We start from the raw sequence: 26,656 nt of genomic DNA on the forward strand, positions 1-26,656 counted from the left end.
GCCCTCCGACAAGTGTGGGCGCGGCTGGCACCATCGACGGGTGAATCCCGATCATCGACTGCATGTGCACCGCTACGGCCCGGACGGACCGGTGGGGCTCCTGGCGGTCCACGGGCTGACCGGTCACGGGGCGCGCTGGCGCTACGTGGCCGGGCAGCTGTCCGACATTGCCGTCGCCGCACCGGACCTGATCGGCCACGGGCACTCGTCGTGGGCGGCCCCGTGGAGCATCGACGCCAACGTCGCGGCGCTGGTAGCGCTGCTGGAGGGCACCGCTGACGGCCCGGTTCCGGTGGTCGCGCATTCCTTCGGCGGTGCGATAGCGCTGCATCTGGCCGCGGCACGGCCCGATCTCGTCGACGCGCTGATCCTGCTCGACCCGGCGATCGGCCTGGACGGTGAGTGGATGGCCACGATCGCCGCCGCGATGCTGGCCTCCCCCGACTACCCCGACCCTGCCGAGGCGCGCGCCGAGAAAGAGAACGGCGCCTGGTCCGATGTGGATCCCCGGGTACTCGACGTCGAACTCGATGAGCATCTGGTCGCGCTGCCCTCGGGCCGCTTCGGTTGGCGTATCAGCGTGCCCGCGGTGATGTCGTATTGGAGCGAGTTGGCCCGCGCGGTGGTGCTGCCGAAATCCACGCCGACCACAGTGGTGCGGGCCACCCGCACCTCACCGCCGTATGTGGAAGCGGCGCTCATCGATGGTTTGCGCGATCGGCTGGGCGCGAACTTCCAGCTGGTCGACTTCGACTGCAATCACATGGTCGACCAGGCCCGTCCCGCCGAGGCTGCCGCCGTGATCCGCGCGCAGCTGGCCCGGCGCTAGGAGCGCAATCCGTGGCGGCCGTCACCGACGAACAGGTCGAGCTGGTACGCGCGCTGATCATCAGCGTGCCCGCCGGTCGGGTCACCACCTATGGCGACGTCGCTTCCGCGGCAGGGCTTTCCAGTCCCCGCATTGTGGGCTGGATTCTGCGGATCGACGGCACCGACCTGCCCTGGCACCGGGTGCTCCCGGCGTCGGGACGACCGGCGGACCACTTACGTACCGAGCAGCTGGAACGGCTTCGCACCGAAGGAGTCCTGGCGGTCGACGGGAAAGTGGATCTGCGCACGCTGCGACACCGGTTCTGACGGCGGCACATTCGGCGAGCGTGTACTGAGCGCGAAAAATTGGCCGAAATCTCGCGCTGTGTACACGTTCGGCGAGCACAGCGAAGCGAAGCGAGAAAGCTAGAGCGCCAGGCGGACCAACGCGGCCGTGCGGGCCAGCCCGGGGAAAGCCTCCTCGGTCGAGCGCGGATGCAACGCATGTACGGCAAGACGGAACATCAACGCGCGCAGCAACATCTGCGGCCACTCAGGCAGCGTTTCCCACCGTTCGATCAGCCCGTCGTCGGCGTCACCCCACGACAGGGCATCCACCACCACCACCCCGGCAGCCCATGAGGCGGGCCGCCAGTAGGGCGTGATGTCGGTGATGCCGGGCGCCGCGGCGCCGGAGAACAGCACCGTGCCGTATAGGTCGCCGTGCACCAACTGGCTGGGACTCTTGGTGGGCTTGCGCAAGGTGGCAAGTTGGTTGATCAGGTCGATCGACCGCTGACCGTCCACCGAGCCGGGTGCCAGCCGTGCACCGGCCTGCAGCGAGGCGAACGGCCGTTCCTCCCAGGCCGCCCGGTCCGCGGCGATGAACACGTCGACGTCGGCCCACGGCGCCACCGGTGCCTGCGTCAAGAATCGGGGCCGCTCCAACTTGGAGGTGGCTTCGTGCAGCCGAACCGCCGCCGACACCACCTCGTCATGGCGCGGCTCGGGGTTGCCGCCGACGAAGGTGTCCGCGCGCCAACCCGACACCACATAGCGTCCGTCGGTGGAACGCACTGGGCGGGCCAGGCGGATGCCGTCGGCGAACAGGGTCTCGCGTACTTTCGCCGACCACGCGGCCCTGGCATGGTCGGCGACCATCGACAGGACCACTTCCCCGCACTTCCAGCCGTCTTCCCAGCCGGCCCCAAGCGGTGTGGGCGAAACGTTGCGAATACCGAACGTCGCCAGCACATGTTCGGGCGGCGGCTCGATGGTCACGCGATAAGACTAGCCGCGGTGATCGCGAGCGCGGCGGAGCCGGGCGCGGCGGGTCACCGCATAAACCGCTAGTACATCACCATGTCGGGCTGCATCTGCTTGGCCCACGCCACAATTCCCCCCTGCAAGTGGACCGCGTTGGCAAAGCCGGCCTTCTTCAGAGTGGCCAGGGCCTGGGCCGAACGGACCCCGGTCTTGCAGTACAGCACCGACATTCGGTCCTGCGGGAGCTTCGCCAGGCCCTCCCCGGTGTTGATCATCGATTGCGGGACCAACTGGGCACCCTCGATGCGGTTGATCGCCCACTCTCCCGGCTCGCGCACGTCGATCAGTGCCAGCTGTCGGCCGGAATCCAGCAGCTCACGCAGCTCGGCCGGAGTGATCGTGGACCCGTCGGCCGCGGCGGCGTCCTCCTCGGGAACCAGGCCGCAGAACGCGTCGTAGTCGACCAACTCGGTGATCGCCGGCGTGGCGGGGTCCTTGCGGATCGCAATGGTGCGATAGCTCATCTCCAACGCGTCGTAGATCATCAGCCGTCCCAGCAGCGGTTCTCCGATACCGGTGATCAGCTTGATCGCCTCGGTGCCCATCACCGACCCGATCGAAGCGCACAGCACCCCGAGCACTCCGCCCTCGGCGCACGAAGGCACCATGCCCGGCGGCGGGGGCTCGGGATACAGATCGCGATAGTTGAGGCCGCGCCCGTCTGGCGCGTCCTCCCAGAACACCGACACCTGCCCCTCGAAGCGGTAGATCGAGCCCCAGATGTAGGGCTTGTGCGCCAGCACCGCCGCGTCGTTGACCAGGTAGCGGGTCGCGAAGTTGTCGGTGCCGTCCAGAATCAGGTCGTACTGCGCGAACAGTTCGACGGCGTTGGACCGGTCCAACCGCACCTGGTGCAGCTGCACCCGTACGAGCGGGTTGACCTCGGCAATCGAGTCCCGGGCGCTTTCGGCTTTGGTGCGGCCGATGTCGGAGACCCCGTGGATGACCTGGCGCTGCAGGTTCGACTCCTCGACGACGTCGAAGTCGACGATCCCGAGGGTGCCGACGCCGGCGGCGGCCAGATACAGCAGAGTCGGCGCGCCCAGTCCGCCGGCACCGATCACCAACACGCGGGCGTTCTTGAGTCGCTTCTGCCCCTGCACGCCGACATCGGGAATGATCAAGTGGCGGCTGTAGCGCGCTACTTCATCCCTGGTCAGCTCGCCGGCCGGCTCCACCAGCGGCGGCAGTGATATCGGCACCGGGCAATCTCCTCAACGTCGCATCCGCCAATCCATCACAGCAGCTGGTGGGGGCAACGACAAACCGCGGGCGAAGCTTCCCGAAGGGCAGCTAACCGGCTCAGGCAATCGGAGACGGCCAGGGGTTGAAGCGGCAGGTCTTCCCGTCGGGCTTGACCCAGTCCGGGTCGAACTTCGCCGCGTCATCGTTGGAGGTGCCGAACGTCTGCTGCATCATCACCGGTGCCAGCCCGTCCTGCTTATCGCACGGTTCATGGTGCTGGTAGCCGATGGCGTGGCCCACCTCGTGGTTGATCAGGTACTGCCGGTAGGACCCGATGTCGCCCTGGAAGGGCACGGCACCGCGAACCCAGCGGGCTTCGTTGATGAACACCCGCGGCTCCGACTTGGCCCCGTAGGACGGGTTGTAGCAGGACGCCTCCAGCGGAATCTCGTAGCCGCAGCCCTCCCGGACCGTGATCGGCGACGTCAGCGAGATGCGGAAATCGGGGGTGATCGGGCTGCTGGCGTCGATCCGTACGAACCCGATCTGCGGGGTGTGCGTCCATCCCTTGGGGTTACGCAGGGTCTGGTCGACCATCCGGGCGAACGCCTCGTCACCGCCGAATGCGGTGGTGTCGATGCCGTTCTCCACCTCGATGGTGTAGGCGAACACCTTCTCGGTGCCCTGACCGAATGCCGGCTCCGTGCCCGGGATGACATGCCAGGACATGTCGCCGGCTTCGGTGAACGGACCGCCATTGGGCAGCACGCCGGTCGGCAGGTTGACGTCGAACTCGGTGAGGCCACGCGGTGGTGCGCCGATGATCGAGGTGCCCGCCGATCCGATCGTCGGCGGCCCCTGGACCGTGTCGTCGGCAGCCTGGGTGCGCACTCCGGTGCCGGTCACGGTCTGATACACCACCACGACGGTCAGAGCCATGAGCACCGGCAGCGCATAGGCGCGCCAGCCGTAGGTGGACACGAACCGGCCCAGCCAGGTCTGCTTGCGCCACTGGCGGTGCACATCACGGTCAGACCGCAGCCGCCCAGCACCGGCCGCGAGCGGGTCACGCTGGGCGCGCAGGGGCTCTCGGAAGCGATCCCGCAGCACCGGGGCTCGACCGCCGCCGCTCCGCCCCGGGTCGTAGGTCACGGTCCCAGAATGGCACAAGGTCTGCGAGCTGGGACTCTGCGGCACGCCAGGAGGCGCGCTGCGAGGAGTTCGAAATGGCGATCGACAGCCGATTGTCGGATGTCGCTGGTGGAAGTGACGGGCGCAGCGCGTAGTCTCGCTCTCACGCACCGGCCGTCGCGGACCCAGGTCCCAGGAGCCGGCCGAACCAGATTGAGGAGTCGATGAGCAAACCGATCGACACGGCAGAGCGGGACGGCGCCCAGCCGTCCGGCCGTCGCTCGAGCGGCGCCAAGGCGGCGACCACCGGCGGCCGTCGAGGCAGCCGGCTCCCCCGCGACGAGCGCCGGGGTCAGCTGCTGATCGCCGCCAGTGATGTATTCGTCGACCGCGGTTACCACGCAGCCGGCATGGATGAGATCGCCGAGCGGGCCGGGGTCAGCAAACCGATCCTCTACCAGCACTTCGCGTCGAAGCTGGAGCTGTACCTGGCGGTGCTGGCCCGGCACGTGGAGAACCTGGTCTCCGGCGTCCGTCAGGCATTGCGGACCACCACCGACAACCGGCAGCGGCTGCGGTCGGCGGTGCAGGCATTCTTCGACTTCATCGAGCACGACAGCCAGGGCTATCGGCTGATCTTCGAGAACGACAACGTCGCCGAGCCGCAGGTCGCGGTTCAGGTACGAGTAGCCACCGAGTCCTGCATCGACGCGATTTTCGACCTGGTCAGCCACGACTCCGGCCTGGACCCGCACCGCGCCCGAATGGTCGCGGTCGGGTTGGTCGCGATCAGCGTCGACTGCGCCCGGTACTGGCTGGACAGTGACCGCCCGATCTCCAAGGACGACGCCGTCGACGGGACGGTGGCGTTCGCCTGGGGCGGGCTGTCACACGTGCCCCTTACCCGGTAGCGGCGTCAGCACCGATCCCGAAACCGACCCGCCGGCTGTCGGCGACACCGATCTCCACGTAGGCGATCTTGGCTGCCTGCACCAGGAAGCGACGGCCCTTCTCGTCGGTGAGGGCGAGCAGTCCAGCCCCGTCTGCGCCCTTGCCCAACGCGGCGCCGACCAGCTTCTCGACCTCATCGGGCGTCTGCGCACTGTTGATGACCAGTTCGCGCGCGCTATCGGTGACCCCGATCTTGACCTCCACGCCTGCCCCTTTCGTTTGCGTTGGGCGTTGCTAAGCAGGCTAGTGGACGACGGCCCGGTTGGTGCGCACCGGCCGTTCGCCCTCGGCGATAACCGACTTCTCAGCGCTGTTGAATACGGACCATATTGCCGGCGGGATCACGGAACGCGCAGTCCCGCACGCCATATGGCTGTTGCGTGGGCTCTTGGACCACTTCGGCGTCCGTTGCCTGCAGCCGATCAAACGCGCCGTCAAGATCGTCGGAGGCCAGCAGCAGCGTGCCGTAGGTCCCCTTGGCCATCATTTCGGTGATGACGCGGCGCTCAGCGTCGGTGACCCCGGGGTTGGCCGCCGGCGGGCACAGAACGATCGACGTATCGGGCTGCTTGGGGGGACCGACCGTGATCCAGCGCATTTTGCCTTTTCCGACGTCGAGTCGTACCTCAAAACCCAGCGCGTCGCGGTAGAAGGCCAGGGAGGCCTCCGGGTCGTCGTGCGGCAGGAAACTCGAATGAATGGTGATATCCATAGCGGTCACGGTAGGTGCAGCGCGCCGGCCGGGGCTTCTCGATTCCTGATCGGTCTGGTGACCTGTTTTTCCAGGCACGACGGGATGCCCTCAGTGAGGTGCACGGTCTGCGCCCGATAGCGGCTGGGTGGCATTCCGACGAGTTCGGTGAAGCGCGTACTGAAGGTCCCCAGCGACGAGCAGCCCACCGCAAAACAGACTTCGGTGACGCTCATGTCGCCGCGCCGCAGCAGTGCCATCGCGCGTTCGATCCGCCGGGTCATGAGGTAGGAGTACGGCGATTCGCCGTAGGCGAGCTTGAATTGTCGCGACAAGTGCCCCGTGGACAGGTGCACGTCGCGCGCCAATGCGTCCAGGTTCAGCGGTTGGGCGTAGTCGCGGTCGATCCGGTCCCGCACGCGCCGCAGCCGCGCCAGGTCTCGCAGGTCGCGGGCAGGCTCGCCAGTCACTGCGCTGGTTTCTCGCCGCGCTCGCTAAGCCAGGCCCAGCTCGCGCATGCGTTCGTCGTGGGTGTGTTGGAGGCGATCGAAGAACCCGGCCAGCTGGGCCAGCCCGGCCGCCCCCGACACCACCAGATCGACCAGTTCGTCGCGGTCGGCCAACACGTACTGGGCCTGGGTGATCGCCTCACCGAGCAGGCGACGCGACCACAACGCCAGCCGGCTGCGCTGTTTGGCGCTGGCCGTGACCGCGCCGCGCACCTCGTCGACGACGAACTGCGAATGCTTGGTCTCGGCGAGCACCGCGCGCACCACATCGCCCACCTCGTCGGGGAGCCCGTCGGCGATCTGCAGGTAGAAGTCGGCGGCCATCGCGTCGCCGATATAGGTCTTGACCAATGCCTCCAGCCAGGTGCTGGGCATCGTCAGTCGATGGTAATTGTCAAGGGCAGTAGCGTATTTCGACATCGCCGCGACCACATCGACACCGCGGCACTCGAGCGCTTCGCGGAGCAGTTCGAAGTGGCCCATCTCCGCGGCGGCCATCGCCGCCATCGAGATCCGGCCGCGCAGATCTGGCGCCATCCGAGCTTCGTCGGTGAGCCGGTAGAACGCGGCCACCTCGCCATAGGCCAGTACCGCGAACAGCTCGTTGACACCGGGATGATCGGCGGACAGCCGCGGCGGGGAAGACTGCGCTTCCGCGTCGGCGGAGGGAACCGAATTCATCACCACACTGTATGCGTTCCGCGGCGATGGACCGATGCCCGGCCCGACCAGGTAGTATGAGCCCCAGGCAGTGCCTATTCGGCGCTGCCGCGCAATGTGCGTACACGTGGTTGGCCCGCCTCCTCGGCGAGTGCAGGGCCCCCGGCGGTGCCTTCGAAAATGGGCAAAGTATCGACCGTCTCCAGTGTGTGCGCCCCGACCCGCACCGCGATCGACTGACATACCGCGCCGACTTCGAAAGGCATCTGCCCGCGCATGACCCCACTGATCTCTACCACCGTTCCCACCACCCCTCCGAGCTTCGCCGAACTGGGCGTTCGCGACGAGATCGTCCGCGCATTGGCCGAGGACGGCATCGAGCACGCCTTCGCGATCCAGGAGCTGACGTTGCCGCTGGCCCTGGCCGGCGACGACCTGATCGGCCAGGCCCGCACCGGCATGGGCAAGACCTACGGCTTCGGCATCCCGCTGCTGCAGCGGGTCACCACCAGCCCGGACCGGCCGCTGACCGGAGCACCCCGCGCGCTGGTCGTGGTGCCCACCCGTGAACTGTGCATCCAGGTCTCCGGCGACCTGGCCGACGCGGCCAAGTACCTCACCGCCGGGGACCGTCCGCTGTCGGTGCAGGCCATCTACGGCGGCCGGCCCTACGAGCCGCAGATCGAGGCGCTGCAGGCCGGCGCCGACGTGGTGGTGGGCACCCCGGGCCGGCTGCTCGACCTGGCCCAGCAGGGACACCTGCAGCTGGGTGGCCTGTCGGTGCTGGTGCTCGACGAGGCCGACGAAATGCTGGACCTGGGCTTCTTGCCCGACATCGAGCGCATCTTGTCCCGCATCCCCGACGACCGGCAGTCGATGCTGTTCTCGGCAACCATGCCGGGACCGATCATCACGCTGGCCCGCAGCTTCATGAACCAGCCCACCCACATCCGCGCCGAGGCGCCGCACTCCTCGGCGGTGCACGACGCCACCGAGCAGTTCGTCTACCGGGCCCACGCGCTGGACAAGGCCGAACTTGTAGCGCGGGTGCTGCAGGCCCGCGGCCGCGGCGCCACGATGATCTTCACCCGCACCAAGCGGACCGCCCAGAAGGTCGCCGACGACCTGGGCGAGCGCGGCTTCAAGGTGGGCGCGGTGCACGGCGACCTGGGTCAGGTGGCCCGGGAGAAGGCCTTGAAGCAGTTCCGCGGCGGTGACATCGACGTGCTGGTGGCCACCGATGTGGCCGCCCGCGGTATCGACATCGACGACGTCACCCACGTCATCAACTACCAGTGCCCCGACGACGAGAAGACCTACGTGCACCGCATCGGCCGCACCGGCCGGGCCGGACGCACCGGCGTCGCGGTCACCCTGGTCGACTGGGACGAGCTGGCCCGCTGGACGATGATCGACAAGGCCCTCAACCTGTGCTGCCCGGACCCCGCGGAGACCTACTCGAGCTCCCCGCACCTGTTCACCGAACTGAACATTCCCACCGACGCCGGCGGCTCGATCGGCAAGGCACGCCGGTCACCGGCCAAGCGGTCCGACGGCGAAACCCGTGAGACCGCGGCGGACCGCGAGCGTGCGCCCCGCAACCCGAACCGGTCTCGCCGGCGCACCCGGGGTGGTCAGGCGAACGCCGCCGACAGCGCCCCGCAGAACACCGAGGCGGGTGAGGCCGGCACCGCTACGACCCCCGAGTCCACCGGGCCCGCCACGCCGCGGCGTCGCCGCCGCCGTCGCCCGAACAAGACCGCGGCCGCTGCCGCGAACGGCAGCTGAGCTAGGCCGCCCAGATGGTGCGACCCGAGCGCCGCACCTCCGGTGATCTGGTCGCGGCGGCCCTGATCGCGGTCGTGATCGTCGTCGTCGGAGTGGTCATCTGGTGGACGAGCGATGCTCGCGCCACGATCAGCCGGCCAGCATCGGATTCGGCGACCAATCCCCCGTCGGCGGCGATGGTGCCCGCGGCGCTGTCGCAGCTGTGGACAGCGGCCAGCCCGGCAACCTGGGCGCCGGTGCTGGTCTCCGGCACGGTGATCACCGGCGACGGTCCGCGGATGAGCGGCCGCGACCCGGCCACAGGTGAGGAGCGCTGGAGCTACTCCCGCGACGTCGACCTGTGCGCGGTGTCCTGGATCTACCGTTACGCCGTCGCCGTCTATCCCGATTCCCGCGGGTGCGGCCAGGTCAGCGCGGTCGTCGCCGCCGACGGCCTACGCGGGCCGGCCCGCACCAGTTACGCCGACCGGGCCGTGCGGGTCTCCTCCGAGGGCAGCGCGGTGCTCTCCGCCGGCTCCACCCGCCTGGAACTGTGGCGTTCGGACCTGGTCCGAGTGATGTCTTACGGGGAGATCGATGCTCGGGTGAAACCCTCGGCGCGCGGCCGCGGGCAGGGCTGCACCCTGGTCTCGGCAGCGGCGGCCTCCTCGGCGGTCTCGGTACTGGAGTCCTGCGCGGGCCAGTCCGACCTGCAACTGACCCTGCTGCGCGCGGGCAAGGAAGAAGACGAGCCCGAGACCCAGCACATCGCCGAACGCGGAGTGACCGCGGACTCCGGCGCCCGGGTGCTTGCGGTGACCGACTCCGATGCCGGCGCCAACACCGCGGTCTATCTGCCCACCCCGCAGCCCCGGATCGAGGTCGTCGACCAGACCGGCACCACGATCGCCAAGACCATGCTGCCGGCCAAACCCACCGCCGCCAGCGCCGCATTGCCGGTCTCGCGGCCCACCGGGTTGATCTGTTGGTGGACCGGCGACGCCGTGATGGTGTTCGACTCCGGAACGCTGACCTATCGCTACACCGTTCCGGCATCGGGCGCCGCGGTGCCGCTGGGGCCGGCGGCGCGGATGGCCGATCGCCTACTGATACCGGTGACCGACGGAGTCGGCGTCTTCGACCAGGACACCGGCGCGCCGGAACGCATCATCCCGGTCAGCCGCCCACCCGGGGTCTCGACGGTCTTTCCGGCGGTGTCGGGCCCGACGGTGTTGGAGCAGCGCGGCGACACCGTCGTCGCGCTGGGCTAAAAACGATGGCCCGCTAGACCTCGGGGGTGAAGGTGGGCAGCGGCTTGCCGTTCTTCCAGTACTTGAGCAACGCCTCGGCCAGCTGCCGATATGCCTGCGCGCCCTTGTTTTTCCGTCCGGCGATCACCGAGGCGCCCGACGCGCTGGCCTCGGCGAAACGCACCGTCCGCGGGATCGGCGGGGCCAGCACCGGCAGCTCGTAGCGGTCGGCGATGTCGAGCAGCACGTCGCGACTGTGCGTGGTGCGCGAGTCGTAGAGCGTCGGCAGGGCCCCCAGCAGACGCAGCTTGGGATTGGTGATCTGCTGGACGTCGGAGACGGTGCGCAGGAACTGGCCGACGCCTCGATGCGCCAGGGTCTCGCATTGCAGGGGCACAATCACCTCGCCGGCCGCGGTGAGACCGTTGAGGGTCAGCACGCCCAAGGACGGCGGGCAGTCGATGACCGCCACATCGAACTCGTCCTCCAGCTTGGCCAGCGCCCGCGCCAGGACATACTCGCGGCCGGCCCGCATCAGCAGCATCGCCTCGGCGCCGGCCAGGTCGATGTTGGCCGGTAGCAGGGTCATTCCCTCGTCGGTGGGCACCAATGCCGTGTTGGGCTCCACCTCGCCCAGCAACACTTCGTGCACCGACACCGGCAGTTTGTCGGGGTCGTGGCCCAGCGAGAAGGTCAGGCAGCCCTGCGGGTCAAGGTCGACCAGCAACACCCGCCGACCCAGCTCGGCCATCGCCGCACCCAGCGAAGCCACCGTCGTGGTCTTGGCCACGCCGCCTTTCTGGTTGGCAACCGCCAAGATCCGCATCCCCGTCACACCGACATACTGGCACGGCTTGGCTCCGCGGAGCACCAAACGCCGCTCGGTGTCCGCCGTCGGGCAGAATCGACGGGCGTGGGGATCGAGGAGCACCGACTTCTGCTGCTGCGCCACGGGGAAACCGAGTGGTCCCAAAGCGGTCGGCACACCGGGCGCACCGATCTGGAGTTGACCGAGGTGGGCCGGCGCCAAGCCGTCGCCGCCCGAGCAACACTGACAAAGCTTGCGCTGGACAACCCGCTGGTGCTCTGCAGCCCGCGCCGCCGCGCCCAAGTGACCGCCGAGCTCGCCGGACTGCACGTCGATGAGATCTCCGACGACCTCACCGAGTGGGACTACGGCCGTTACGAAGGGCTGACCACCGCGCAGATCCGCGAATCCGAATCCGACTGGCTGATCTGGACACACGGCGGTGCCGGCGGTGAGACGGTGGCGCAGGTCAGCGACCGCGCCGACCGCATGGTTGCGTTGGCGCTGCGGCAGCTCGCCTCGCGTGATGTGGTGTTCGTCGGACATGGCCACTTCTCCCGGGCGGTGATCACGCGGTGGCTGGAGCTGCCGTTGGTCGATGGAGCGCGATTCGCGATGGCCGCGGCCTCGATGGCGGTGTGCGGCTTCGAGCACGGTGTGCGTCAGCTCATCGCGCTCGGTCTGACCGGACCGGGAGCCTGAGGGTTGCCGAGACCGACGTTCGTCCTTTCCGGCCCCTCCGGGACGTTGTCGGCCGACGCGATGACGGCCGGGTTCGCCGATGTCACCGCCGCCCAGGCTGCACTGTCTTGCGGGCAGGCCCCAATAGTGGTGGGGGCGTTGCCTTTCCGCCCGGGAGCTGCCGCGGCCCTGTTCGTTCCGCGCGAGGTGCGACGCGATGACGCGCTGGCGCTCGCAGGCGGCGCGGCATTACCGGCGGTCCGCATCGCCGCCCAGATTCCGCAGCCCGACGAGCATCGAGCCCGGATCCGCCGGGCCCTGCACGAACTGACCGCACCACGCAATGCCCTGCACAAGGTGGTGTTGGCCCGCGGGCTGCGCCTGGTCGCCGATGCCCCACTGGATGCCGGCACCCTCCTGCGCCGGTTGGTCGCCGCCGATCCGAGCGGCTACGGCTATCTGGTCGACCTGAGCGCGGCCGGACAGGCCTACGCCGGCACGGTCCTGGTCGGCGCCAGTCCCGAACTGTTGGTTGCCCGCGAGGGCGACCGGGTCACCTGCCGGCCCTTCGCCGGTTCGGCGCCGCGCTCCCCAGACGCGCACGTCGACGCCGCCAACGCAGCCGCGCTGGCCGAGTCCGGCAAGAACCGCCACGAGCATCAGTTGGTCGTCGATCAGCTGCGGGCGGCCCTCGGGCCACTGTGCACCGAACTCGATGTCGCGCCAGAGCCACAGCTCAGCAGCACCTCCGCGGTGTGGCACCTGAACACCCCGATCACCGGCCGGCTGCGCGACTCCTCCACCACTGCACTGGATTTGGCGCTGGCACTGCACCCGACCGCCGCCGTCGGCGGGGTTCCGACCGCCGCTGCGGTCGACCTCATCACCGAACTGGAGGGCGACCGGGGCTTTTACGCCGGCGCGGTCGGCTGGTGCGACGCCGCCGGCGACGGCCGCTGGGTGGTGTCGATCCGCTGCGCGCAACTGTCCGCCGACCGTCGATCCGCGCTAGCCCATGCCGGCGGCGGGATCGTCGCCGAATCCGATCCGGACGAGGAACTGGCCGAAACCGTGACGAAGTTCGGCACGATCCTGTCGGCTATGGGCGCCGTTCCGCCCAGCGCAGCGCCGCCGGACTAAACAACGCCGCCAGCACCGCCACGGCCGCCACGCCGACCACCACGCCGTAGCCCCAACGGTGTGAGCCCACCCCCAGATACCAGGCGACCGGCAACAGCAGCAGGTTGGCGAACACCGCTACGCCGCGCCCGACCCGCCGGCCCCGCAGCAGCGCCCACCCCGCCGCCGACACGGCGACACCGACGAAGGCGAACCACGCCGCAGTGCCGTAGCCATTGGCGTCATGCTGATCCGCGCCGGCCAACGCCCGCAGCACCAGCACCACCGCGACAACCAGCGCGGCCGCGCCCTGCACAGCGACAATCAGGCCCGCGCCGAGTACAGCGCGCGGTGAGTCAGCGACGGCTTTCACGCCGCCAGCGTAACCACCCGGTCCCATCTGCCGGATGCCCATAGACTCGTATCCCGTGCGTGCCGTGCTGATCGTGAACCCCAATGCCACATCCACTACGCCGGCGGGGCGCGACCTGCTCGCCCACGCGCTCAAGAGCCGCCTCGATCTCACCGTGGTGCACACCGACTATCGCGGCCATGCCATCGAGATCAGCCAGGCCGCGTCCCGGGACGGCATCGACCTGGTCATCGCGCACGGCGGCGACGGGACCGTGCACGGCGTGGTCAACGGCCTGCTCGGGGCACCTGGTTCACCGCCACCGGCGCACCTGCCCGCGGTGGCGGTGGTGCCCGGTGGATCGGCGAACGTGTTCGCGCGTTCGTTGGGCATCGCGGCCGACCCGATCGCCGCCACCAACCAGCTCATCGAGTTGATCAACCACCCCGCGGGCCGTACCGCGTGGCGCCGGATCGGTCTCATCGACTGCGGCGAGCGGTGGTCGGTCCTCAATGCCGGCATGGGAGTCGACGGCGAGGTGGTCGCCGCGGTGGAAGCCGAACGCGAGAAGGGCCACGCCGTCACCCCGCTGCGCTATATCCGCGCGGCGGTCCCCGCGGTACTGGCCACCACCCGCCGTGCGCCGACGTTGACACTGCAACTGGGCGATGACCAGCCGGTCGAAGGGGTGCACTTCGTGTTCGTCTCGAACTGCGCGCCGTGGACCTATGCCGACGAGCGGTGCGTGTGGACCAACCCCGACACCACCTTCGAGTCGGGCATGGGCGTGTTCGCCACCACCAGCATGAAAGTTCTACCCACGCTGAGGCTAGTTCGGCAGATGCTGTCGAAACGGCCCAAGCTGCGCGCCAAACAGCTCATCCGCGACGACGACGTGCTCGCCCTGCGGGTGGATGCCGGCGACACACCGATAGCCACTCAGATCGATGGCGAATATCTCGGGCTACGTACCACGATGACGTTCCGGGCGGTTCCCGACGCACTGGACGTCGTCGCCCCTCCGGTAGATAAAGCCCGCTGACCTGCGGCGATGGCGCTCAAATCGGCCGATGAGCGCACAGTTAAGTCCACTGTAGTACACCCGCACGGGCAAGCTGGGAGCAGCCCCTCGCAAACGTGACCTTGGCCACGTGATAAAGCGCACCCTTGACATCTGTCCAGGCTGTGAAACGATCGAGCGATCGGATGCAAGCCGTAACCATTTCTTGCGCCGCTTATACACAGTCGAAAAGCACTAGCGCACCCCGCTGCGCCCAAAGTAAGGAGTTGGAGACCTATGGATTGGCGCCACAAGGCGGTCTGTCGCGACGAGGACCCGGAGCTGTTCTTCCCGGTGGGAAACAGCGGGCCGGCTCTCGCCCAGATTGCTTCCGCTAAGCAGGTCTGCACCCGTTGCTCGGTGGTCACCGAGTGCCTGACCTGGGCGCTGGAAACCGGCCAGGACGCCGGCGTGTGGGGCGGCATGAGCGAAGACGAGCGGCGTGCGCTCAAGCGCCGCAACGCTCGGACTCGGGCGCGCAGCGGGGTCTGACCTCAGACAAAAATGACGCGGCCCCGACCTGGTCGGGGCCGCGTCATTTTTGTGTCGGGACCTGCCTCACAACGCCTGACGGAGCCGGCGACCGCCGACCGGAATGCGCAGCACCATCTCGGTCCCGCCGCCTGGCGCGTCTTGCGCGGTCAGCGAACCGTTGAGTTCCGCTGAGACCAGCGTGTTGACGATCTGCAGGCCGAGCCGGTCGGAGGTTTCCAGCCGGAACCCATCGGGAAGCCCGTGGCCGTCGTCGTGGACCACGACATCGAGCCAACGCGCCGAACGTTCGGCCCGGATCGTCACCGCCCGCCGGTCCGCCTCTGCCTCGAAGGCGTGCTCAATCGCATTCTGCACCAGTTCGGTGATCACCATGATCAACGCCGTGGCCCGGTCGGCGTCCAGCGACCCGATCGACCCGATCCGGGCGACATGAATCGGGATATCCACACTGGCAACGTCATTCATCATCGGCAGGATGCGGTCGAGCACCTTGTCGAGGTTCACCACCTCATCGACCGACATCGACAGCGCCTCGTGGACCAATGCGATCGACGACACCCGCCGCACCGACTCCAGCAGCGCCTCGCGGCCCTCAGTACTGGCCGTGCGGCGAGCCTGCAGACGCAACAGCGCCGCCACGGTCTGCAGGTTGTTCTTCACCCGATGATGGATCTCTCGAATCGTCGCGTCCTTGGAGAGCAACGCGCGGTCTCGGCGCTTGACCTCGGTGACGTCGCGAACCAGTACCGCCGCCCCCGCCGGCTGGCCGTGCACGATCAGCGGCAGGGTACGCAACAGCACCACCGCTCCGGCCGCGTCGACCTCGAACCGCATGCTCGATCCACCGGACAGTGACTCACGCACATGTTCGGCCAGTTCGTGCGCCTCGAACGGGTCGGAGATCAACGGCCGGGTGATGGCCACCAGGTCGTGACCGGCCAGCTCGGCGGCCAGGCCCATGCGGTGGTAGGCCGACACCGCGTTCGGGCTGGCGTAACGGACCGTGCCGTCGACGGCCAGCCGGATGAAGCCGTCGCCCACGCGCGGACTCGAGCGCGACACCGCGATGTCCCCGACGTCGGGGAAAGTGCCCTCGGAGAGCATGTGCACCAGATCTGCCGCGCAGTCCAAGTAGGCCGCCTCCAAGCGGCTGGACTCCCGGCCGCCCGTCAACGCGGTCTGGTGGGTCAGCACGGCCACAATCCGGTCGCCGTGGCGCACCGGCACCGCTTCCATATTGCGTTGTCCGGCAATACCTTCACGCCCGATGACGCCCGATTCGAATGCCGCGACCGCCAGCGGCATCCACTCCGGCACCACGATGGTGCCGACGGCGTCGCTCAGCAACACTGTGGGCGCGGTGTTGGGCCGGCACTGCGCCACGCACACCAGCGCACCGTCGGCATCGGGGTCGCGGCGCACCCACATCAGGTAGTCGGCGAACGACAGGTCCGCCAGCAGCTGCCACTCCCCGACCACGGCATGCAGGTGGTCCACCGCACTGCCGGGCAGAACGGTGTGTTCGGCGAGCAGGTCACCGAGGGTGGACATCGGCTAGCTTGCGCCGGTCACAGCGGCAGCGATCAGCTGATCACGGCGATCAGGTCGCCGGCCTGAATCACGTCACCGACCTGCACGGCCACCTTGCTAATGGTGCCCGCGATCTCGGCCAGCACCGGGATCTCCATCTTCATCGACTCCAGCAGCACCACGGTGTCGCCCTCGTTGATCTGGTCGCCCTCGTGGACCACGACCTCGAGCACGCTGGCCACGATCTCCGCGCGAACGTCCTCGGCCATCTTCACCTCGTTCATCACCCAGTCAACGATTGCGTACATCAAAAAAGCTAGGCCCTATCGAACCACAACCCCCTCGGGCCATCGGGCAGGGCGCTCGGGTAAGCGAACTCCAAGATAAATAAGAGGACTTAGAGAGTTCGATCCGTGATCATGTCGTGTTTCTCCTGTGACAATTGCATAGCACCGTTACTCGAGTGTTTTGAACGCGTGACGAAATCGCCGTGACGCGGCACGAGTCGCCATCGAACTTGAGGAGTAGCGCGTTGTTTGTAAACCGTCTTGCCCAGCCGCGAGTGCGGCTGACACTGATCTGCGCCGGCGCCATGACGCTGGCCACCCTGGGTTTCGGTGTCGCATCCGCCAAAGCGGCCCCGGCACTGGTCGATGACCCCATGCCGATTCCGGCCCCGCTCGGCACCCCTGCTCCCCTCGGCACCCCCAGCCCGCTCGGCGTACCCGGCGCGCTGGGCACCCCCAGCCCGCTCGGCATGCCCGGACCGGCTGCTGGAAGCTCAGCGGCCGGCGTGAACGCCGCGAACTCCTTCCTGCAGGTCCTCAACGGCATGCTCAACAAGGTGGTGCCAGGGGTGGGCTCGATCATGCCGACCGATGTCAGTTCGCTGACGCCGCCCGGTGCACCCATGTCCGCGGTGCCCGCGCTGGAAACCCCGCCGGCCCCGCCGACGCCACCGGCGCTCGTGCCGCAGACGCTGGCGGGCGCGCGGACCTTTCACTGAGGCTGAGGGAGGCGCGGTGGCCGGGCCGATTCCAGGCCCCGCCACCGCGTCACACCCGGCGGTATGAGAGACTGGCCAGCCGGAATACCTGCTAGGAGGGCCAATCATGGCAAAACGTGGCCGCAAGAAGCGCGATCGCAAGCACAGCAAAGCCAACCACGGCAAGCGACCCAACGCCTAAGGCGTTAGCTCAGCGACGCCAGCACAGCTGATTGCAAGCCCGGCCTTTGGCCGGGCTTGCTGCGGTTATCGGGCTATGTGGTGGCCATGACAGCGACCCGCTTTAGCCCTCGCGGTGGATGATCGTGGTCCGGCTGATCTCCAGCCGCACCCGTTCGTAGAGACGCCGCGGAGCCTTGTCACCACTGCACTTGCGGGCGATCAGCGTCTTGATCCGTTCCTCGACCCCGTAGTGCCGCAAGCAGCCCGGGCATTCCTCGAGATGCTGGCGCAGTTTGGCCTTGGTCTCGGCGGTGCATTCGCCGTCGAGCAGTGTCCATACTTCGGCGATCACCTCAGAACAGTTGGCGTCGGATCCTCCGGCGCCCGGCGGCGTGTTGCAGTCCCGCGAGGGTTCGGTCACGACGACACCTCCTCGGAAGCCTGGCCGCCGCGAATGAATCCACGGTCGCGGGCCACATCGGCCAGCAGACTGCGCAACTGTCGCCTGCCGCGGTGCAATCGCGACATCACCGTGCCGATCGGCGTGTCCATGATCTCGGCGATCTCCTTGTACGGGAATCCTTCGACGTCGGCGTAGTACACCGCCATCCGGAACTCTTCGGGCAGCTGCTGTAGCGCCTCTTTGATCTCGGTGTCCGGCAGCGACTCCAGCGCTTCCACCTCGGCCGAGCGCAGTCCCGTCGAAGAGTGTTCGGCCGTGGCTGCCAGCTGCCAATCGGTGATCTCGTCGGTCGGGTACTCGGCAGGGGTGCGCTGCTTCTTGCGGTAGCTGTTGATGTAAGTGTTGGTCAGGATGCGGTACAGCCAGGCCTTGAGGTTGGTGCCCTCCCGAAACGAGCGGAACCCGGCATAGGCCTTGACCATGGTCTCCTGCAGCAGGTCTTCGGCATCGGCAGGATTGCGCGTCATGCGCAGCGCACCGCCGTAGAGCTGATCGAGCATGGGGATCGCGTCGCGTTCGAACCGAGCGGTCAGCTGCTCGTCGGTCTCATCGGAACGCACCGGCGCCTTGGCTTCGGTCGAAGCTTCGGTTCCGGTACCGGGCGCACTCTCGGCGTCAGCCATCTCGATCGCTGCTGTCCCTTCTGTCGCGGTGCCCACAACCAGCCCAGCCGATAGATCGCGTTCCAGCAGACCGATCGCCGTTGACATCGGCGACTCCTTTCCGATCCTAGGGCCGTGATCGACGGCATGACCCAGCCACCACACGAACTGCCTTACTCAACAGCGTCGGCCATGGTGCTATTTCCCGCCCGTATCCTGGCGCGGTGAGTCGCGCAGCAACCCGAGCTATCGCGGCCCTGGTCGCCGCACAGGTGCCCCACGAGGTGATGCGTTACCACCATGCGCCGGACCAGCGCGCTTTCGGAGCCGAAGCCGTCGAGCGGCTCGCCGGAGAGGGGCCGGACGGTGTGCGGCCCGAGCAGATCTTCAAAACACTGGTGATCGCAGTCCCACACGGCCTGGCGGTCGCGGTGCTGCCGGTACCGGCGAAGCTGTCACTGAAGGCGGTCGCGGCTGCCCTGGGGGTGCCCAAGGCCGCCATGGCCGACCCGGCGGCGGCACAGCGGGCCACCGGTTACGTGCTGGGCGGGATCTCGCCGCTCGGACAGCGCAAAGCGTTGCCCACGGTGGTGGACGCCTCGGCGCTGGGCTTTGATCGGCTGCTGTGCAGCGCGGGCCAACGCGGGTGGGATGTGGCGCTGGCACCCGCGGATCTGATCCGGTTGACCGGTGCGATCACCGCGGACATTCAGGCGCTGTGACCGCGGTGGTCACCGTTCAGCCGTCCAGGACCGGACCTGGATCGTCGCGCGGTGCGTCACCGAGCACGTCGTTGACGGTCGCGGCGAACGCCAGTTCGGCATCGATACCCGCGGCGTCCACCACCCGGGCGGTGAGTTGTTGGTCGCTGACCAGGCAGAGCCGGATGCCACGCCGGCGGCATCTGGCCGATTCGTCGACCAGCACCGCGAATGCGCAGATGCCCATGAATTCGAGTCCGCTGGTATCGATGATCAGCGGTCCGGGAGCCGTGGCCACCTCCGCGGCTTCGGCGACCAGGCGCCGCCAGACGGCGATATTGGACGCATCGACGCTGCCCGCGGCGTGAACCAGCAGCGCTGAGCCGCGACGCTCCACCAAGAAGCGCAGCTCTTCTTCCGCAGGAAGCTCCGGGGCGGCGAAAGCCTCGCTGACGCACGCCTCGGCAATGACGCCACGGACCGTCATCGCGGCGGCCGGAATAGTTTCCGTTCGCTGCGCTGCGGTCCCGTTGCGGCGCCACACGACACAACGGCTGAGTTTACGGCGTAAACCGAACAGCATGCGGTTGAAGCTACGCCGGATTGTTTACGTTGTAAACCGATCCGCGGGGCTTTCTTGGATCGTGTTGCCGTCCCGCCACACCTCGCTCCGACCGCGGACGCGCCACCGCCCCGCGCGCCGTGATCGGCGCACGGGGCGGCGTGCTCGCTTGCTAGTCCCGGAAGGCGTCCTTGACGTTCTCGCCGGCCTTCTTCAGGCTCGACTTCCCCTGGTCAGCCTTGCCCTCGTTCCTCAGGTCGTCATCACCGGTGACCTTGCCGGCGGCTTCTTTGGCCTTGCCCGCGACATCCTGTGCGGCGTTCCTGGCTTTGTCTGCCAATCCCATCGTGAGTTCCTCCCTCATGTGCCGTTGCAACACGAGCAATACCCACGGCGTTTACAACGTAAACCTCCCCGGGGCGATTGCCTCAGCGCCGGGCGAGCAGCAGTTCGAGCCGGTCCAGCATGGCCTCCAGCGCCTCCTCGAACTCCGCTGTGCTGCGGTCCTGCGACAACATCGGCTGCAGGCGCAGCAGGTGCGGGTAGTCGGTCAGGTCGCGTGCCGACCGCTCGCCCCTGTCATCGAGGAGGGCCTCATCGGGATGCAGTTCAGCGCCGCGTGCCGACACCTCCAACAGCAGGTGACCGATCAGGAATGTGGTGTATGAGCGGTAGGCCGCCACCGCGGCGGCATCGTCGAATCCATAGGAGATCAGCGTGTCCAGAAAGCTCTCCATCCAGCGCAGGCTGCGCAGCGGCGGCCGAACCCATGGCGCCTCCGGCGCCTGGGTTGCCACCAGGGGAAAAACCTCCGGATGGTCGAGTGCGATCTGGCGTACACCATGCGCCAGCCGCATGAGGTAGTCCTGCCAGCCGTCTTCCTGGCGCCTCGCCGCGAGTTGATCGGCATAGAGCCGGTCGATGATGTGATCGACGACGCCGCTGAGCAGGTCACCACGGCCGTGCACGTAGCGGTAGAGCGCCATCGCCTCGACCCCGCAGGCCGCACCCAGCGCACGCATCGTCAGTTTCGACAGGCCCTGGCGGTCAATGAAGTCGATGGCCATTTCCAGGATCCCGTCGCGGCTCAACTGCGACGACGAACGCAGGCCGTCGCCCATTGCCGCAGCCGCGGCGTCCACCCCGCCATCCACCAGACCACCCCTTCATCTCCGTGGCGATTGGTGCCTCAGTTTACGTCGTAAGCCGGCTGCCAGGCCGAAAAGCGCCGGGTCACCTCGATCGGGCCCGCGTTGCTCGCCGGTCAGGCGCAGCGGGCCGCCGCGGCATAGGCTGACAGCCATGCCCAACTCAGGCCCTCTCTCCGGCAAAACTATGTTCATCTCCGGTGCCAGCCGTGGCATCGGCCTGGCGATCGCCAAGCGCGCCGCCCGCGACGGCGCCAACGTCGCGCTGATCGCCAAGACCGCCGAACCGCATCCCAAGCTCGACGGCACGATTTACACCGCGGCCGCCGAGATCGAAGAGGCCGGCGGGCAGGCGCTGCCGATCGTCGGCGACATCCGTGACGGAGACTCCGTGGCAGAGGCCGTGGCCGCCGCCGTCGAACGCTTCGGCGGCATCGACATCTGCGTGAACAACGCCTCGGCGATCAACCTCGGCTCGATCCTCGAAGTGCCGCTGAAGCGCTTCGATCTGATGAACGGCATCGAGGTGCGCGGTACCTACGCGGTGTCGCAGGCCTGCATTCCGCACATGATCGGCCGCGATAATCCGCACATCCTGACGCTGTCCCCGCCGATCCGGCTGGAGCCGCAATGGCTCAAGCCCACCGCCTACATGATGGCCAAGTTCGGGATGACGCTGTGTGCACTCGGCATGGCCGAGGAACTGCGCGGGCACGGTATCGCCTCCAACACGCTGTGGCCGCGCACCATGATCGCGACCGCCGCGGTACAGAATCTGCTCGGTGGAGACGAGGCGATGGCGCGCTCTCGTACCCCCGACATCTACGCCGACGCCGCGTACGCCATCGTGACCAAGCCCGCCGGTGAATACACCGGCAACTCCCTGCTGTGCGAGGACGTACTGGTGGACTCCGGAGTCACCGATCTGTCGGTCTATGACTGTGTGCCCGGCAGCGACCTGGGCGTGGACCTGTGGGTCGACACCGTCAACCCACCGGGATACGTGCAGCCCTAGTACCGCCCGGTGAGGCAACTGTGACCGACATCTTCGTCGAAAGCGAGTTCGCACCGCTACGCACCGTGGTGCTCGCCCAGTCCGAACTGGCGCTGCCGGAAGACACCCCGGATTCCGACCTGGAATTCCTTTCCGCCGGATCGGCCGAAAACGTGGCTGCTGGACAGGATTTCGCCATCGCTTGCCCGCAGCGGGCGCAACTGTGGCTGCAGGAACGGCGCAATCTAGCGGCGGTGTTGCACCGGCACGGTGTGGAAGTGCTACGGCCGCGGATGTTGACCGCGGCCGAGAAGGCCGCGGCAGGATCCGACGGATACGCCAATTTCTTTGTCCGCGACCCGTTTTTCACCATCGGAGATGTCGTGATCGAGGGCTCCCTGCGGTTTCGGCATCGCCGCCGCGAGGTGTTGCCGGTCCGCGACATCCTGCTCGAGCGGGTGTATCCCGCCCCCTGCGACTATGTCGCCGTCCCGGCTCCCGAGATCGCCGCCGACGACGACACGACGCTGGGGCCCGGGCCGTTCCTAGAGGGCGGCGATGTCCTGGTTCTCGGCCGGCAGGTTTTCGTGGGGACATCGGGTCTTGCGTCGAATGCACTCGGCGCGCGCTGGCTGGCCAAGCTGCTCGCTACGCGGGGCTACACCGTTGAGGTGGTCCGGTTGGTCCCCGACATCCTGCACCTGGACTGTGCACTCGGATTGATCCACGACGGCCTGCTGGTGGTGTGCGAAGACGCACTGATCGACGGGGTTCCCGCCGCGCTCAAGTCCTGGGATCGGATACCGGTTTCGCTGGCGCAGGCCAAGGAACTGGCCACCAATGGGTTGCCGATCTCCCCCGACGTCTACGTCACCGACCCCGTCTTTGGTTGGGTCGGTGAGCAATTGGAACGCCGTGGCGTCACAGTCGAGTACGTCGAGTTCGGAATCAGCCGGTCACTGGGCGGCGCGTTCCGGTGCAGCACCCAACCCTTGCTGCGGCGCAGCTAGCCGCTGGGGCGCGACTCGCCTCTCGGGATGACCAGCCTGAATCGGGCGCCCCCATCGTGGGGAACGCACGTCAGCGTCCCGCCGTGCGCGACGGCCAGCGCCCGGGCGATCGGCAGCCCCAAGCCCGCCCCGCCGTGGTCGCGGCCTCGGGCGCTGTCCAGGCGCACCAGCCGGTCGAAGATCCGCTCGGCATCCTCGGCACGCACCCCGACGCCGGTGTCGGTGACGACCACCGCGACACCGGAGCCCTCTTCACCGACGTCGACGGTGATCTGCCCACCGGGCGGGGTGTAGCGGCGTGCATTGTCGAGCAGGTTGGACAGAATCTGCGCGACTCGCGTGGGGTCGACCCAGGCGGTCACCGAGTCCAGGCCGCTACGCTTGACTCGCAGTTGCGGGGCAAGCAACGCCGCCCGATCCAGTTGGGTGTCGACGATCCCGACCAGGTCGATCTCTTTGAGTTCCAACGGCAGTCCGGCATCGATATAGCTCAGGTCCAGCATGTCGGTGACCAACCGGGTGGCCCGCCGCGCTTCGGCCAGCAGCAGACTGGCGCGACGATGCTGACGAAGAACCTCGGGCTCGATGGCGTCCTCGCTGATGGACTGGCCGACATGCACGCTGACGTTTCCCGCGATCTGCTCCGCGGCGGCCTGCATTCCCGCTATCGGGGTGCGTAGCTCATGGGCAGCGTCGGCGAGAAAACGCCGCACCGCCGCTTCCGCACGCTGCGCCCCCTGCGCGGCGCGCTGCGCCCGCTTCTCGGAGTCCTCCAACTCATCGAGCATGTCGTCGAAAGCTTCTGCCGCCCGGCCCAGTTCGGTTTTGGGACGGTCGGGGCGCAGTCGCCGGCCCCGGTCCCCGGTGGTGATGTCGCGGGCGAGATCGGTGAGCCGGTCCAGCGGCGCCAGCAGCGCACGGCTTGCCCCGGCCAGCAGGGTCGATGCCAGCAGTAAGGTTCCCAGACCGGCCTCGATCATCAAGCGCCGCAACCTGCGCAGCGTCTCGTCGGACTCCGTGGTGTCGGCGACAAGGATCACCCGGTCGCCGTTGGCCAAGGGATGCACCAGGACTGTCGCGGTGTCGTCGGGCTCCAGCGGCGGGGCCGGAATCTTCGATCCGGTGGTCGCATCTGGTTCGATCGCGGGGTCACCGTAGCTGGTGCCGTCGGCGGTGACCACCAGTGCGGCGATGATGCCGCCGTTGAGTTGTTCCGACATCTGTTCAGCCGAGATGCCCAGTGCTACCAAGGAATCCGCGCGCGCGGTAGCCGCCGCCAGTCGTTCGTGCACGCTGCGCGTTGCCAGCGCGGTCAAGGTGGCATTGATCACCAGGCCCATCGCCAGCATCAGCATGACCAGCAGCGCCAGCACCATCACCGTCAGCCGGCGGCGCAGCGAGGGGGTGGCGGTCATGAACCCGAAAGTTCCAGCCGGTAACCGATCCCGCGCACCGTATGCAGGATTCGTGGTCCGTGCGCCTCGAGTTTCTGCCGCAACCCGCTGATGTGGACCTGCACCAGGTTGGGGTCGTAAGCCTCATAGCCCCACACGGCGTTGAGGATCTGCGCGCTGCTGACGATGCGGCCGCGTTGTTCGACGAGGTAGACCAGCACGCGCAGTTCGGTGGCGGTCAAACCCAGCGGGGTGCCCGAGCGGGAGGCCACTCCGGCGTCGACATCGACCATCAGATCGCCGAACTGCACGGCAGCCGGTAACCGGCCGCGTCGGCGGAGCACCGCACCGACCCGGGACACCAGTTCGGCCAGCTCGAACGGCTTGACCACGTAGTCGTCGGCGCCGCCGTCCAGACCGCGCAGCCGGTCGGGTAAGCCGTCACGCGCGGTGAGCAGCACCACCCCCACCTCGCCCCAGCGCAGGATCACATCCATCAGCGCGAAGCCATCGCGTCCCGGCAGCATGACGTCGAGGACCACCAGATCCGGACGGAATCCGTCCAGCACCTCCTCCAGGCCGTGTCCGTCGGGCTGGGTGTCGGTGAGGTAGCCGGCGTCGGCCAGCGCCTCGCTGACCATCTCGCGGATGGTCTCGGAGTCTTCGACGACCAGAACCCGAGGCGTTCCCACGCTGAAGGGAGTACCGCCGCGACGGTCGGCGGACCGGGAATCGGCCATGGTCCATTGATAACACCGTCACGCCGCGATGGGGAGAGCCGACCGGCGCGGCTTACGCCCGCCGCGGCGTTCTTCAGGTTCACTTCAAGTTGACTGTCTACGGTCAGCGTGTCCGAGTGCGCCCCGCAACCCCTCGCAGCGGCGCGAACCGGGAAATTCAGGAGGCACCATGACGCCTACTACCAACAGGATTGTCTGACAATGGATTTCGCGATGCTGCCGCCAGAGGTCAATTCGAGCCGGATGTATTCGGGGGCAGGCGCACAGCCGTTGCTGGCCGCTGCCGCCGCCTGGAGCGCTCTGGCCGCGGAACTGAATAGTGCGGGGGTGGCCTACGACTCGGTGATCGACGAGCTGACCGCCGGCTGGGCTGGGCCCAGCGCCGCAGCGATGGCCGCCGCCGCGGCACCGTACGCCCAGTGGATGCACGCCACCGCCGCCCAGGCCGAACACACCGCCTCGTCGGCCCGGACGGCCGCCGCCGCCTACGACGCGGCGTTCGCCGTGACCGTGCCTCCCCCGGCGGTCACCGCCAACCGCACCCAGATGATGTCGCTGCTTGCCACCAACTATCTGGGCCAGAACACCGCCGCCATCGCGGCCACCGACGCCCAGTACTACGAAATGTGGGCCCAAGACGCCGCCGCCATGTACGGCTACGCCACCAGCTCCGCCGCCGCCACCAGGCTGGTCCCGTTCACCGAGCCCCCGCGCACCACCAATTCCGCCGGCACGGCGAACCAGGCTGGTGCGGTCGGCCAGGCCACCGCCACCACGGCGGGCAGCCACGCCGATAGCGCGGTTTCCGCGATCACCCAGGCCCTGCAGGGCCTCAGCGCGCCGGGATCGGCGGCCGCGGGATCGAATGCGACGCTGACGGGTTCGATCGGGTCGGCGGCGGCAATGGAGCCTGGGCTGGCGGCCTCCTACGTGGCGTTGGCCTCCAGCCTGTTCGGCACCTTCGTCATCGACTCGGCCGGTACCTTCGGCGTGGACGCGGCCGGCACCTTCGGGATCGACCTGATCGGCGTCGGCGAGATCGAGAGCGAACTGCTCCCGGAGATGGCCCTGGCCAGCGCGATCACTCCAGTGAGCGCCGAACTGGGTGAAGCGGCCACGCTCAGCGGGCTGTCGGTGCCACAGGCCTGGGCCACCGCGGCGCCGACGACCACCGTGATCCAGCAGGTCGGCGGCGCCTTGCCGACTGCCGCACAAGCTGCACTGCCCGCCGCCTCGGCGGGCGCCTCCGCGTTGCCGCTGGCCGCCATCGGCGCCGCCGGACTGGCCGGTCGGGCCACCGCGGGCTTGGGGCGGGGCCGCGCAGCGGCCACCGCGAACCCGAAGGCCACCCCCAAACGGGCTCCGCGCGCCCTGGTCAAACAGCGCAACCAAGCCGAGAAGCCGGAGCAACCGCCGGTGCGGCCGTTGAACGGGCCGATCACGCGGATCTCCGGTGAGCTTCGGGAACTGGCCGATCTGCGCGATTCCGGGATCCTCACCGAAGAAGAGTTCACCCAGGAAAAGCAGCGCCTCCTCGGCCGGTAACACC

The 26,656-nt window shown here is 68.1% G+C and carries 33 protein-coding genes; 15 read left to right on the plus strand and 18 right to left on the minus strand.

All coding sequences use genetic code 11. The annotated features are described in order from the left end of the window. Positions 1-40 precede the first annotated feature (40 nt). Complete coding sequence (locus tag ACKY0X_RS15845) at positions 41-829, plus strand: alpha/beta fold hydrolase (RefSeq protein ID WP_409426809.1); 789 nt, start codon at positions 41-43, stop codon at positions 827-829. Positions 830-840: 11 nt separating this feature from the next. Then, positions 841-1,137, plus strand: coding sequence for an MGMT family protein (locus tag ACKY0X_RS15850; RefSeq protein ID WP_308483906.1), 297 nt, complete (start codon positions 841-843; stop codon positions 1,135-1,137). Positions 1,138-1,236: 99 nt separating this feature from the next. Here ACKY0X_RS15850 and ACKY0X_RS15855 read toward each other — a convergent pair whose 3' ends face one another. The 3 genes from ACKY0X_RS15855 to ACKY0X_RS15865 form a co-directional block, all read right to left on the minus strand. Further along, positions 1,237-2,091, minus strand: coding sequence for a TIGR02569 family protein (locus tag ACKY0X_RS15855; RefSeq protein ID WP_409426810.1), 855 nt, complete (start codon positions 2,089-2,091; stop codon positions 1,237-1,239). Between the two features lie 68 nt (positions 2,092-2,159). Next, entirely contained in the window at positions 2,160-3,338 is a 1,179-nt protein-coding gene (moeZ, locus tag ACKY0X_RS15860) for an adenylyltransferase/sulfurtransferase MoeZ (RefSeq protein WP_409426811.1), read from the minus strand. Positions 3,339-3,438: 100 nt separating this feature from the next. Further along, positions 3,439-4,473: a DUF3152 domain-containing protein gene (locus tag ACKY0X_RS15865; RefSeq protein ID WP_409426812.1), complete on the minus strand. Its 1,035-nt coding sequence runs from the start codon at positions 4,471-4,473 to the stop codon at positions 3,439-3,441. Between the two features lie 203 nt (positions 4,474-4,676). Here ACKY0X_RS15865 and ACKY0X_RS15870 point away from each other — a divergent pair, with 203 nt between their 5' ends. Further along, a complete protein-coding gene (locus ACKY0X_RS15870) occupies positions 4,677-5,363 on the plus strand; it encodes a TetR/AcrR family transcriptional regulator (RefSeq protein WP_409426813.1) in 687 nt (228 codons plus the stop codon). Here ACKY0X_RS15870 and ACKY0X_RS15875 read toward each other — a convergent pair. From ACKY0X_RS15875 to ACKY0X_RS15890, 4 genes are all read right to left on the minus strand, one after another. Then, entirely contained in the window at positions 5,353-5,607 is a 255-nt protein-coding gene (locus tag ACKY0X_RS15875) for a DUF3107 domain-containing protein (RefSeq protein WP_046285551.1), read from the minus strand. The genes ACKY0X_RS15870 and ACKY0X_RS15875 overlap by 11 nt on opposite strands. Positions 5,608-5,707: 100 nt before the next feature. Further along, positions 5,708-6,115, minus strand: coding sequence for a VOC family protein (locus ACKY0X_RS15880; protein WP_409426814.1), 408 nt, complete (start codon positions 6,113-6,115; stop codon positions 5,708-5,710). 5 nt (positions 6,116-6,120) lie between these two features. Continuing rightward, positions 6,121-6,564: a helix-turn-helix transcriptional regulator gene (locus ACKY0X_RS15885; RefSeq protein ID WP_409426815.1), complete on the minus strand. Its 444-nt coding sequence runs from the start codon at positions 6,562-6,564 to the stop codon at positions 6,121-6,123. A gap of 24 nt (positions 6,565-6,588) precedes the next feature. Further along, positions 6,589-7,284, minus strand: coding sequence for a ferritin-like fold-containing protein (locus tag ACKY0X_RS15890; protein ID WP_046285548.1), 696 nt, complete (start codon positions 7,282-7,284; stop codon positions 6,589-6,591). 255 nt (positions 7,285-7,539) lie between these two features. Here ACKY0X_RS15890 and ACKY0X_RS15895 point away from each other — a divergent pair, with 255 nt between their 5' ends. Then, on the plus strand, positions 7,540-9,051 hold the full coding sequence (locus ACKY0X_RS15895) for a DEAD/DEAH box helicase (RefSeq protein ID WP_409426816.1): 1,512 nt from the start codon (positions 7,540-7,542) through the stop codon (positions 9,049-9,051). A gap of 14 nt (positions 9,052-9,065) precedes the next feature. Next, the gene (locus ACKY0X_RS15900) at positions 9,066-10,301 is read left to right on the plus strand and encodes a hypothetical protein (RefSeq protein ID WP_409426817.1); all 1,236 of its coding nucleotides are present in this window, start codon (positions 9,066-9,068) and stop codon (positions 10,299-10,301) included. Between the two features lie 13 nt (positions 10,302-10,314). Here ACKY0X_RS15900 and ACKY0X_RS15905 read toward each other — a convergent pair whose 3' ends face one another. After that, a complete protein-coding gene (locus ACKY0X_RS15905; RefSeq protein ID WP_409426818.1) occupies positions 10,315-11,115 on the minus strand; it encodes a ParA family protein in 801 nt (266 codons plus the stop codon). Between the two features lie 78 nt (positions 11,116-11,193). On the opposite strand from ACKY0X_RS15905, the gene ACKY0X_RS15910 reads away from it, so the two are divergent. After that, on the plus strand, positions 11,194-11,790 hold the full coding sequence (locus tag ACKY0X_RS15910) for an acid phosphatase (protein WP_409426819.1): 597 nt from the start codon (positions 11,194-11,196) through the stop codon (positions 11,788-11,790). A 60-nt stretch (positions 11,791-11,850) separates the two neighbouring features. Beyond that, positions 11,851-12,909, plus strand: coding sequence for an isochorismate synthase MenF (locus tag ACKY0X_RS15915; RefSeq protein WP_409429656.1), 1,059 nt, complete (start codon positions 11,851-11,853; stop codon positions 12,907-12,909). Here the strand turns inward: ACKY0X_RS15915 and ACKY0X_RS15920 are convergent. Beyond that, positions 12,869-13,288: a hypothetical protein gene (locus ACKY0X_RS15920; RefSeq protein WP_409429657.1), complete on the minus strand. Its 420-nt coding sequence runs from the start codon at positions 13,286-13,288 to the stop codon at positions 12,869-12,871. The genes ACKY0X_RS15915 and ACKY0X_RS15920 overlap by 41 nt on opposite strands. Before the next feature lie 28 nt (positions 13,289-13,316). On the opposite strand from ACKY0X_RS15920, the gene ACKY0X_RS15925 reads away from it, so the two are divergent. Beyond that, positions 13,317-14,282 (plus strand): diacylglycerol/lipid kinase family protein, encoded by a 966-nt coding sequence (locus ACKY0X_RS15925; protein ID WP_409426820.1) that lies wholly within the window; start codon positions 13,317-13,319, stop codon positions 14,280-14,282. A gap of 255 nt (positions 14,283-14,537) precedes the next feature. Next, on the plus strand, positions 14,538-14,792 hold the full coding sequence (locus tag ACKY0X_RS15930; RefSeq protein ID WP_024443658.1) for a WhiB family transcriptional regulator: 255 nt from the start codon (positions 14,538-14,540) through the stop codon (positions 14,790-14,792). A gap of 66 nt (positions 14,793-14,858) precedes the next feature. On the opposite strand, the gene ACKY0X_RS15935 is transcribed toward ACKY0X_RS15930, so the two are convergent. Further along, positions 14,859-16,346, minus strand: a complete 1,488-nt coding sequence (locus ACKY0X_RS15935; RefSeq protein ID WP_409426821.1) for a sensor histidine kinase — start codon at positions 16,344-16,346, stop codon at positions 14,859-14,861. 32 nt (positions 16,347-16,378) lie between these two features. Continuing rightward, the gene (locus tag ACKY0X_RS15940; protein WP_046284939.1) at positions 16,379-16,594 is read right to left on the minus strand and encodes a biotin/lipoyl-binding carrier protein; all 216 of its coding nucleotides are present in this window, start codon (positions 16,592-16,594) and stop codon (positions 16,379-16,381) included. Positions 16,595-16,857: 263 nt separating this feature from the next. Here ACKY0X_RS15940 and ACKY0X_RS15945 point away from each other — a divergent pair, with 263 nt between their 5' ends. Both ACKY0X_RS15945 and ACKY0X_RS15950 read left to right on the plus strand, forming a co-directional pair. Continuing rightward, on the plus strand, positions 16,858-17,331 hold the full coding sequence (locus tag ACKY0X_RS15945; protein ID WP_409426822.1) for a hypothetical protein: 474 nt from the start codon (positions 16,858-16,860) through the stop codon (positions 17,329-17,331). Positions 17,332-17,437: 106 nt separating this feature from the next. After that, positions 17,438-17,512: a 50S ribosomal protein bL37 gene (locus tag ACKY0X_RS15950; protein ID WP_011728008.1), complete on the plus strand. Its 75-nt coding sequence runs from the start codon at positions 17,438-17,440 to the stop codon at positions 17,510-17,512. Between the two features lie 102 nt (positions 17,513-17,614). On the opposite strand, the gene rsrA is transcribed toward ACKY0X_RS15950, so the two are convergent. Together rsrA and ACKY0X_RS15960 are read right to left on the minus strand one after the other, a co-directional pair. Continuing rightward, complete coding sequence (gene rsrA / locus ACKY0X_RS15955; protein WP_409426823.1) at positions 17,615-17,914, minus strand: mycothiol system anti-sigma-R factor; 300 nt, start codon at positions 17,912-17,914, stop codon at positions 17,615-17,617. Further along, positions 17,911-18,579 carry a sigma-70 family RNA polymerase sigma factor gene (locus ACKY0X_RS15960; RefSeq protein WP_409429658.1) on the minus strand — a complete coding sequence of 223 codons (669 nt, stop codon included), beginning with the start codon at positions 18,577-18,579 and terminating at the stop codon, positions 17,911-17,913. The genes rsrA and ACKY0X_RS15960 overlap by 4 nt, the downstream gene beginning before the upstream one ends. 203 nt (positions 18,580-18,782) lie before the next feature. Between ACKY0X_RS15960 and ACKY0X_RS15965 the strand changes: the two genes are divergently transcribed. Further along, entirely contained in the window at positions 18,783-19,280 is a 498-nt protein-coding gene (locus ACKY0X_RS15965) for an aminoacyl-tRNA deacylase (protein ID WP_409426824.1), read from the plus strand. Positions 19,281-19,296: 16 nt separating this feature from the next. Here the strand turns inward: ACKY0X_RS15965 and ACKY0X_RS15970 are convergent, their stop codons facing one another. The 3 genes from ACKY0X_RS15970 to ACKY0X_RS15980 form a co-directional block, all read right to left on the minus strand. Further along, positions 19,297-19,746 (minus strand): anti-sigma factor antagonist, encoded by a 450-nt coding sequence (locus ACKY0X_RS15970; protein ID WP_409426825.1) that lies wholly within the window; start codon positions 19,744-19,746, stop codon positions 19,297-19,299. 247 nt (positions 19,747-19,993) lie between these two features. Next, positions 19,994-20,167 (minus strand): CsbD family protein, encoded by a 174-nt coding sequence (locus ACKY0X_RS15975; RefSeq protein ID WP_409426826.1) that lies wholly within the window; start codon positions 20,165-20,167, stop codon positions 19,994-19,996. A gap of 82 nt (positions 20,168-20,249) precedes the next feature. Continuing rightward, on the minus strand, positions 20,250-20,942 hold the full coding sequence (locus tag ACKY0X_RS15980; protein WP_409429659.1) for a TetR/AcrR family transcriptional regulator: 693 nt from the start codon (positions 20,940-20,942) through the stop codon (positions 20,250-20,252). A 181-nt stretch (positions 20,943-21,123) separates the two neighbouring features. Between ACKY0X_RS15980 and ACKY0X_RS15985 the strand changes: the two genes are divergently transcribed. Together ACKY0X_RS15985 and ACKY0X_RS15990 are read left to right on the plus strand one after the other, a co-directional pair. Next, positions 21,124-21,984, plus strand: coding sequence for an SDR family oxidoreductase (locus ACKY0X_RS15985; RefSeq protein WP_409426827.1), 861 nt, complete (start codon positions 21,124-21,126; stop codon positions 21,982-21,984). Between the two features lie 20 nt (positions 21,985-22,004). Continuing rightward, on the plus strand, positions 22,005-22,973 hold the full coding sequence (locus tag ACKY0X_RS15990; protein WP_409426828.1) for a dimethylarginine dimethylaminohydrolase family protein: 969 nt from the start codon (positions 22,005-22,007) through the stop codon (positions 22,971-22,973). Here the strand turns inward: ACKY0X_RS15990 and ACKY0X_RS15995 are convergent. Together ACKY0X_RS15995 and ACKY0X_RS16000 are read right to left on the minus strand one after the other, a co-directional pair. After that, a complete protein-coding gene (locus ACKY0X_RS15995; protein WP_409426829.1) occupies positions 22,970-24,388 on the minus strand; it encodes a sensor histidine kinase in 1,419 nt (472 codons plus the stop codon). The genes ACKY0X_RS15990 and ACKY0X_RS15995 overlap by 4 nt on opposite strands. Beyond that, positions 24,385-25,107 (minus strand): response regulator transcription factor, encoded by a 723-nt coding sequence (locus tag ACKY0X_RS16000; protein ID WP_065038820.1) that lies wholly within the window; start codon positions 25,105-25,107, stop codon positions 24,385-24,387. Before ACKY0X_RS16000 ends, ACKY0X_RS15995 begins: the two co-directional genes overlap by 4 nt. A 201-nt stretch (positions 25,108-25,308) precedes the next feature. On the opposite strand from ACKY0X_RS16000, the gene ACKY0X_RS16005 reads away from it, so the two are divergent. Continuing rightward, a complete protein-coding gene (locus tag ACKY0X_RS16005; protein WP_409426830.1) occupies positions 25,309-26,652 on the plus strand; it encodes a PPE family protein, SVP subgroup in 1,344 nt (447 codons plus the stop codon). Positions 26,653-26,656: the final 4 nt, after the last annotated feature.

Origin of the sequence: Mycobacterium sp. SMC-11 (assembly GCF_046250095.1) — a bacterium.
In the GTDB taxonomy this organism is placed as follows: Bacteria; Actinomycetota; Actinomycetes; order Mycobacteriales; family Mycobacteriaceae; genus Mycobacterium; species Mycobacterium heraklionense_A.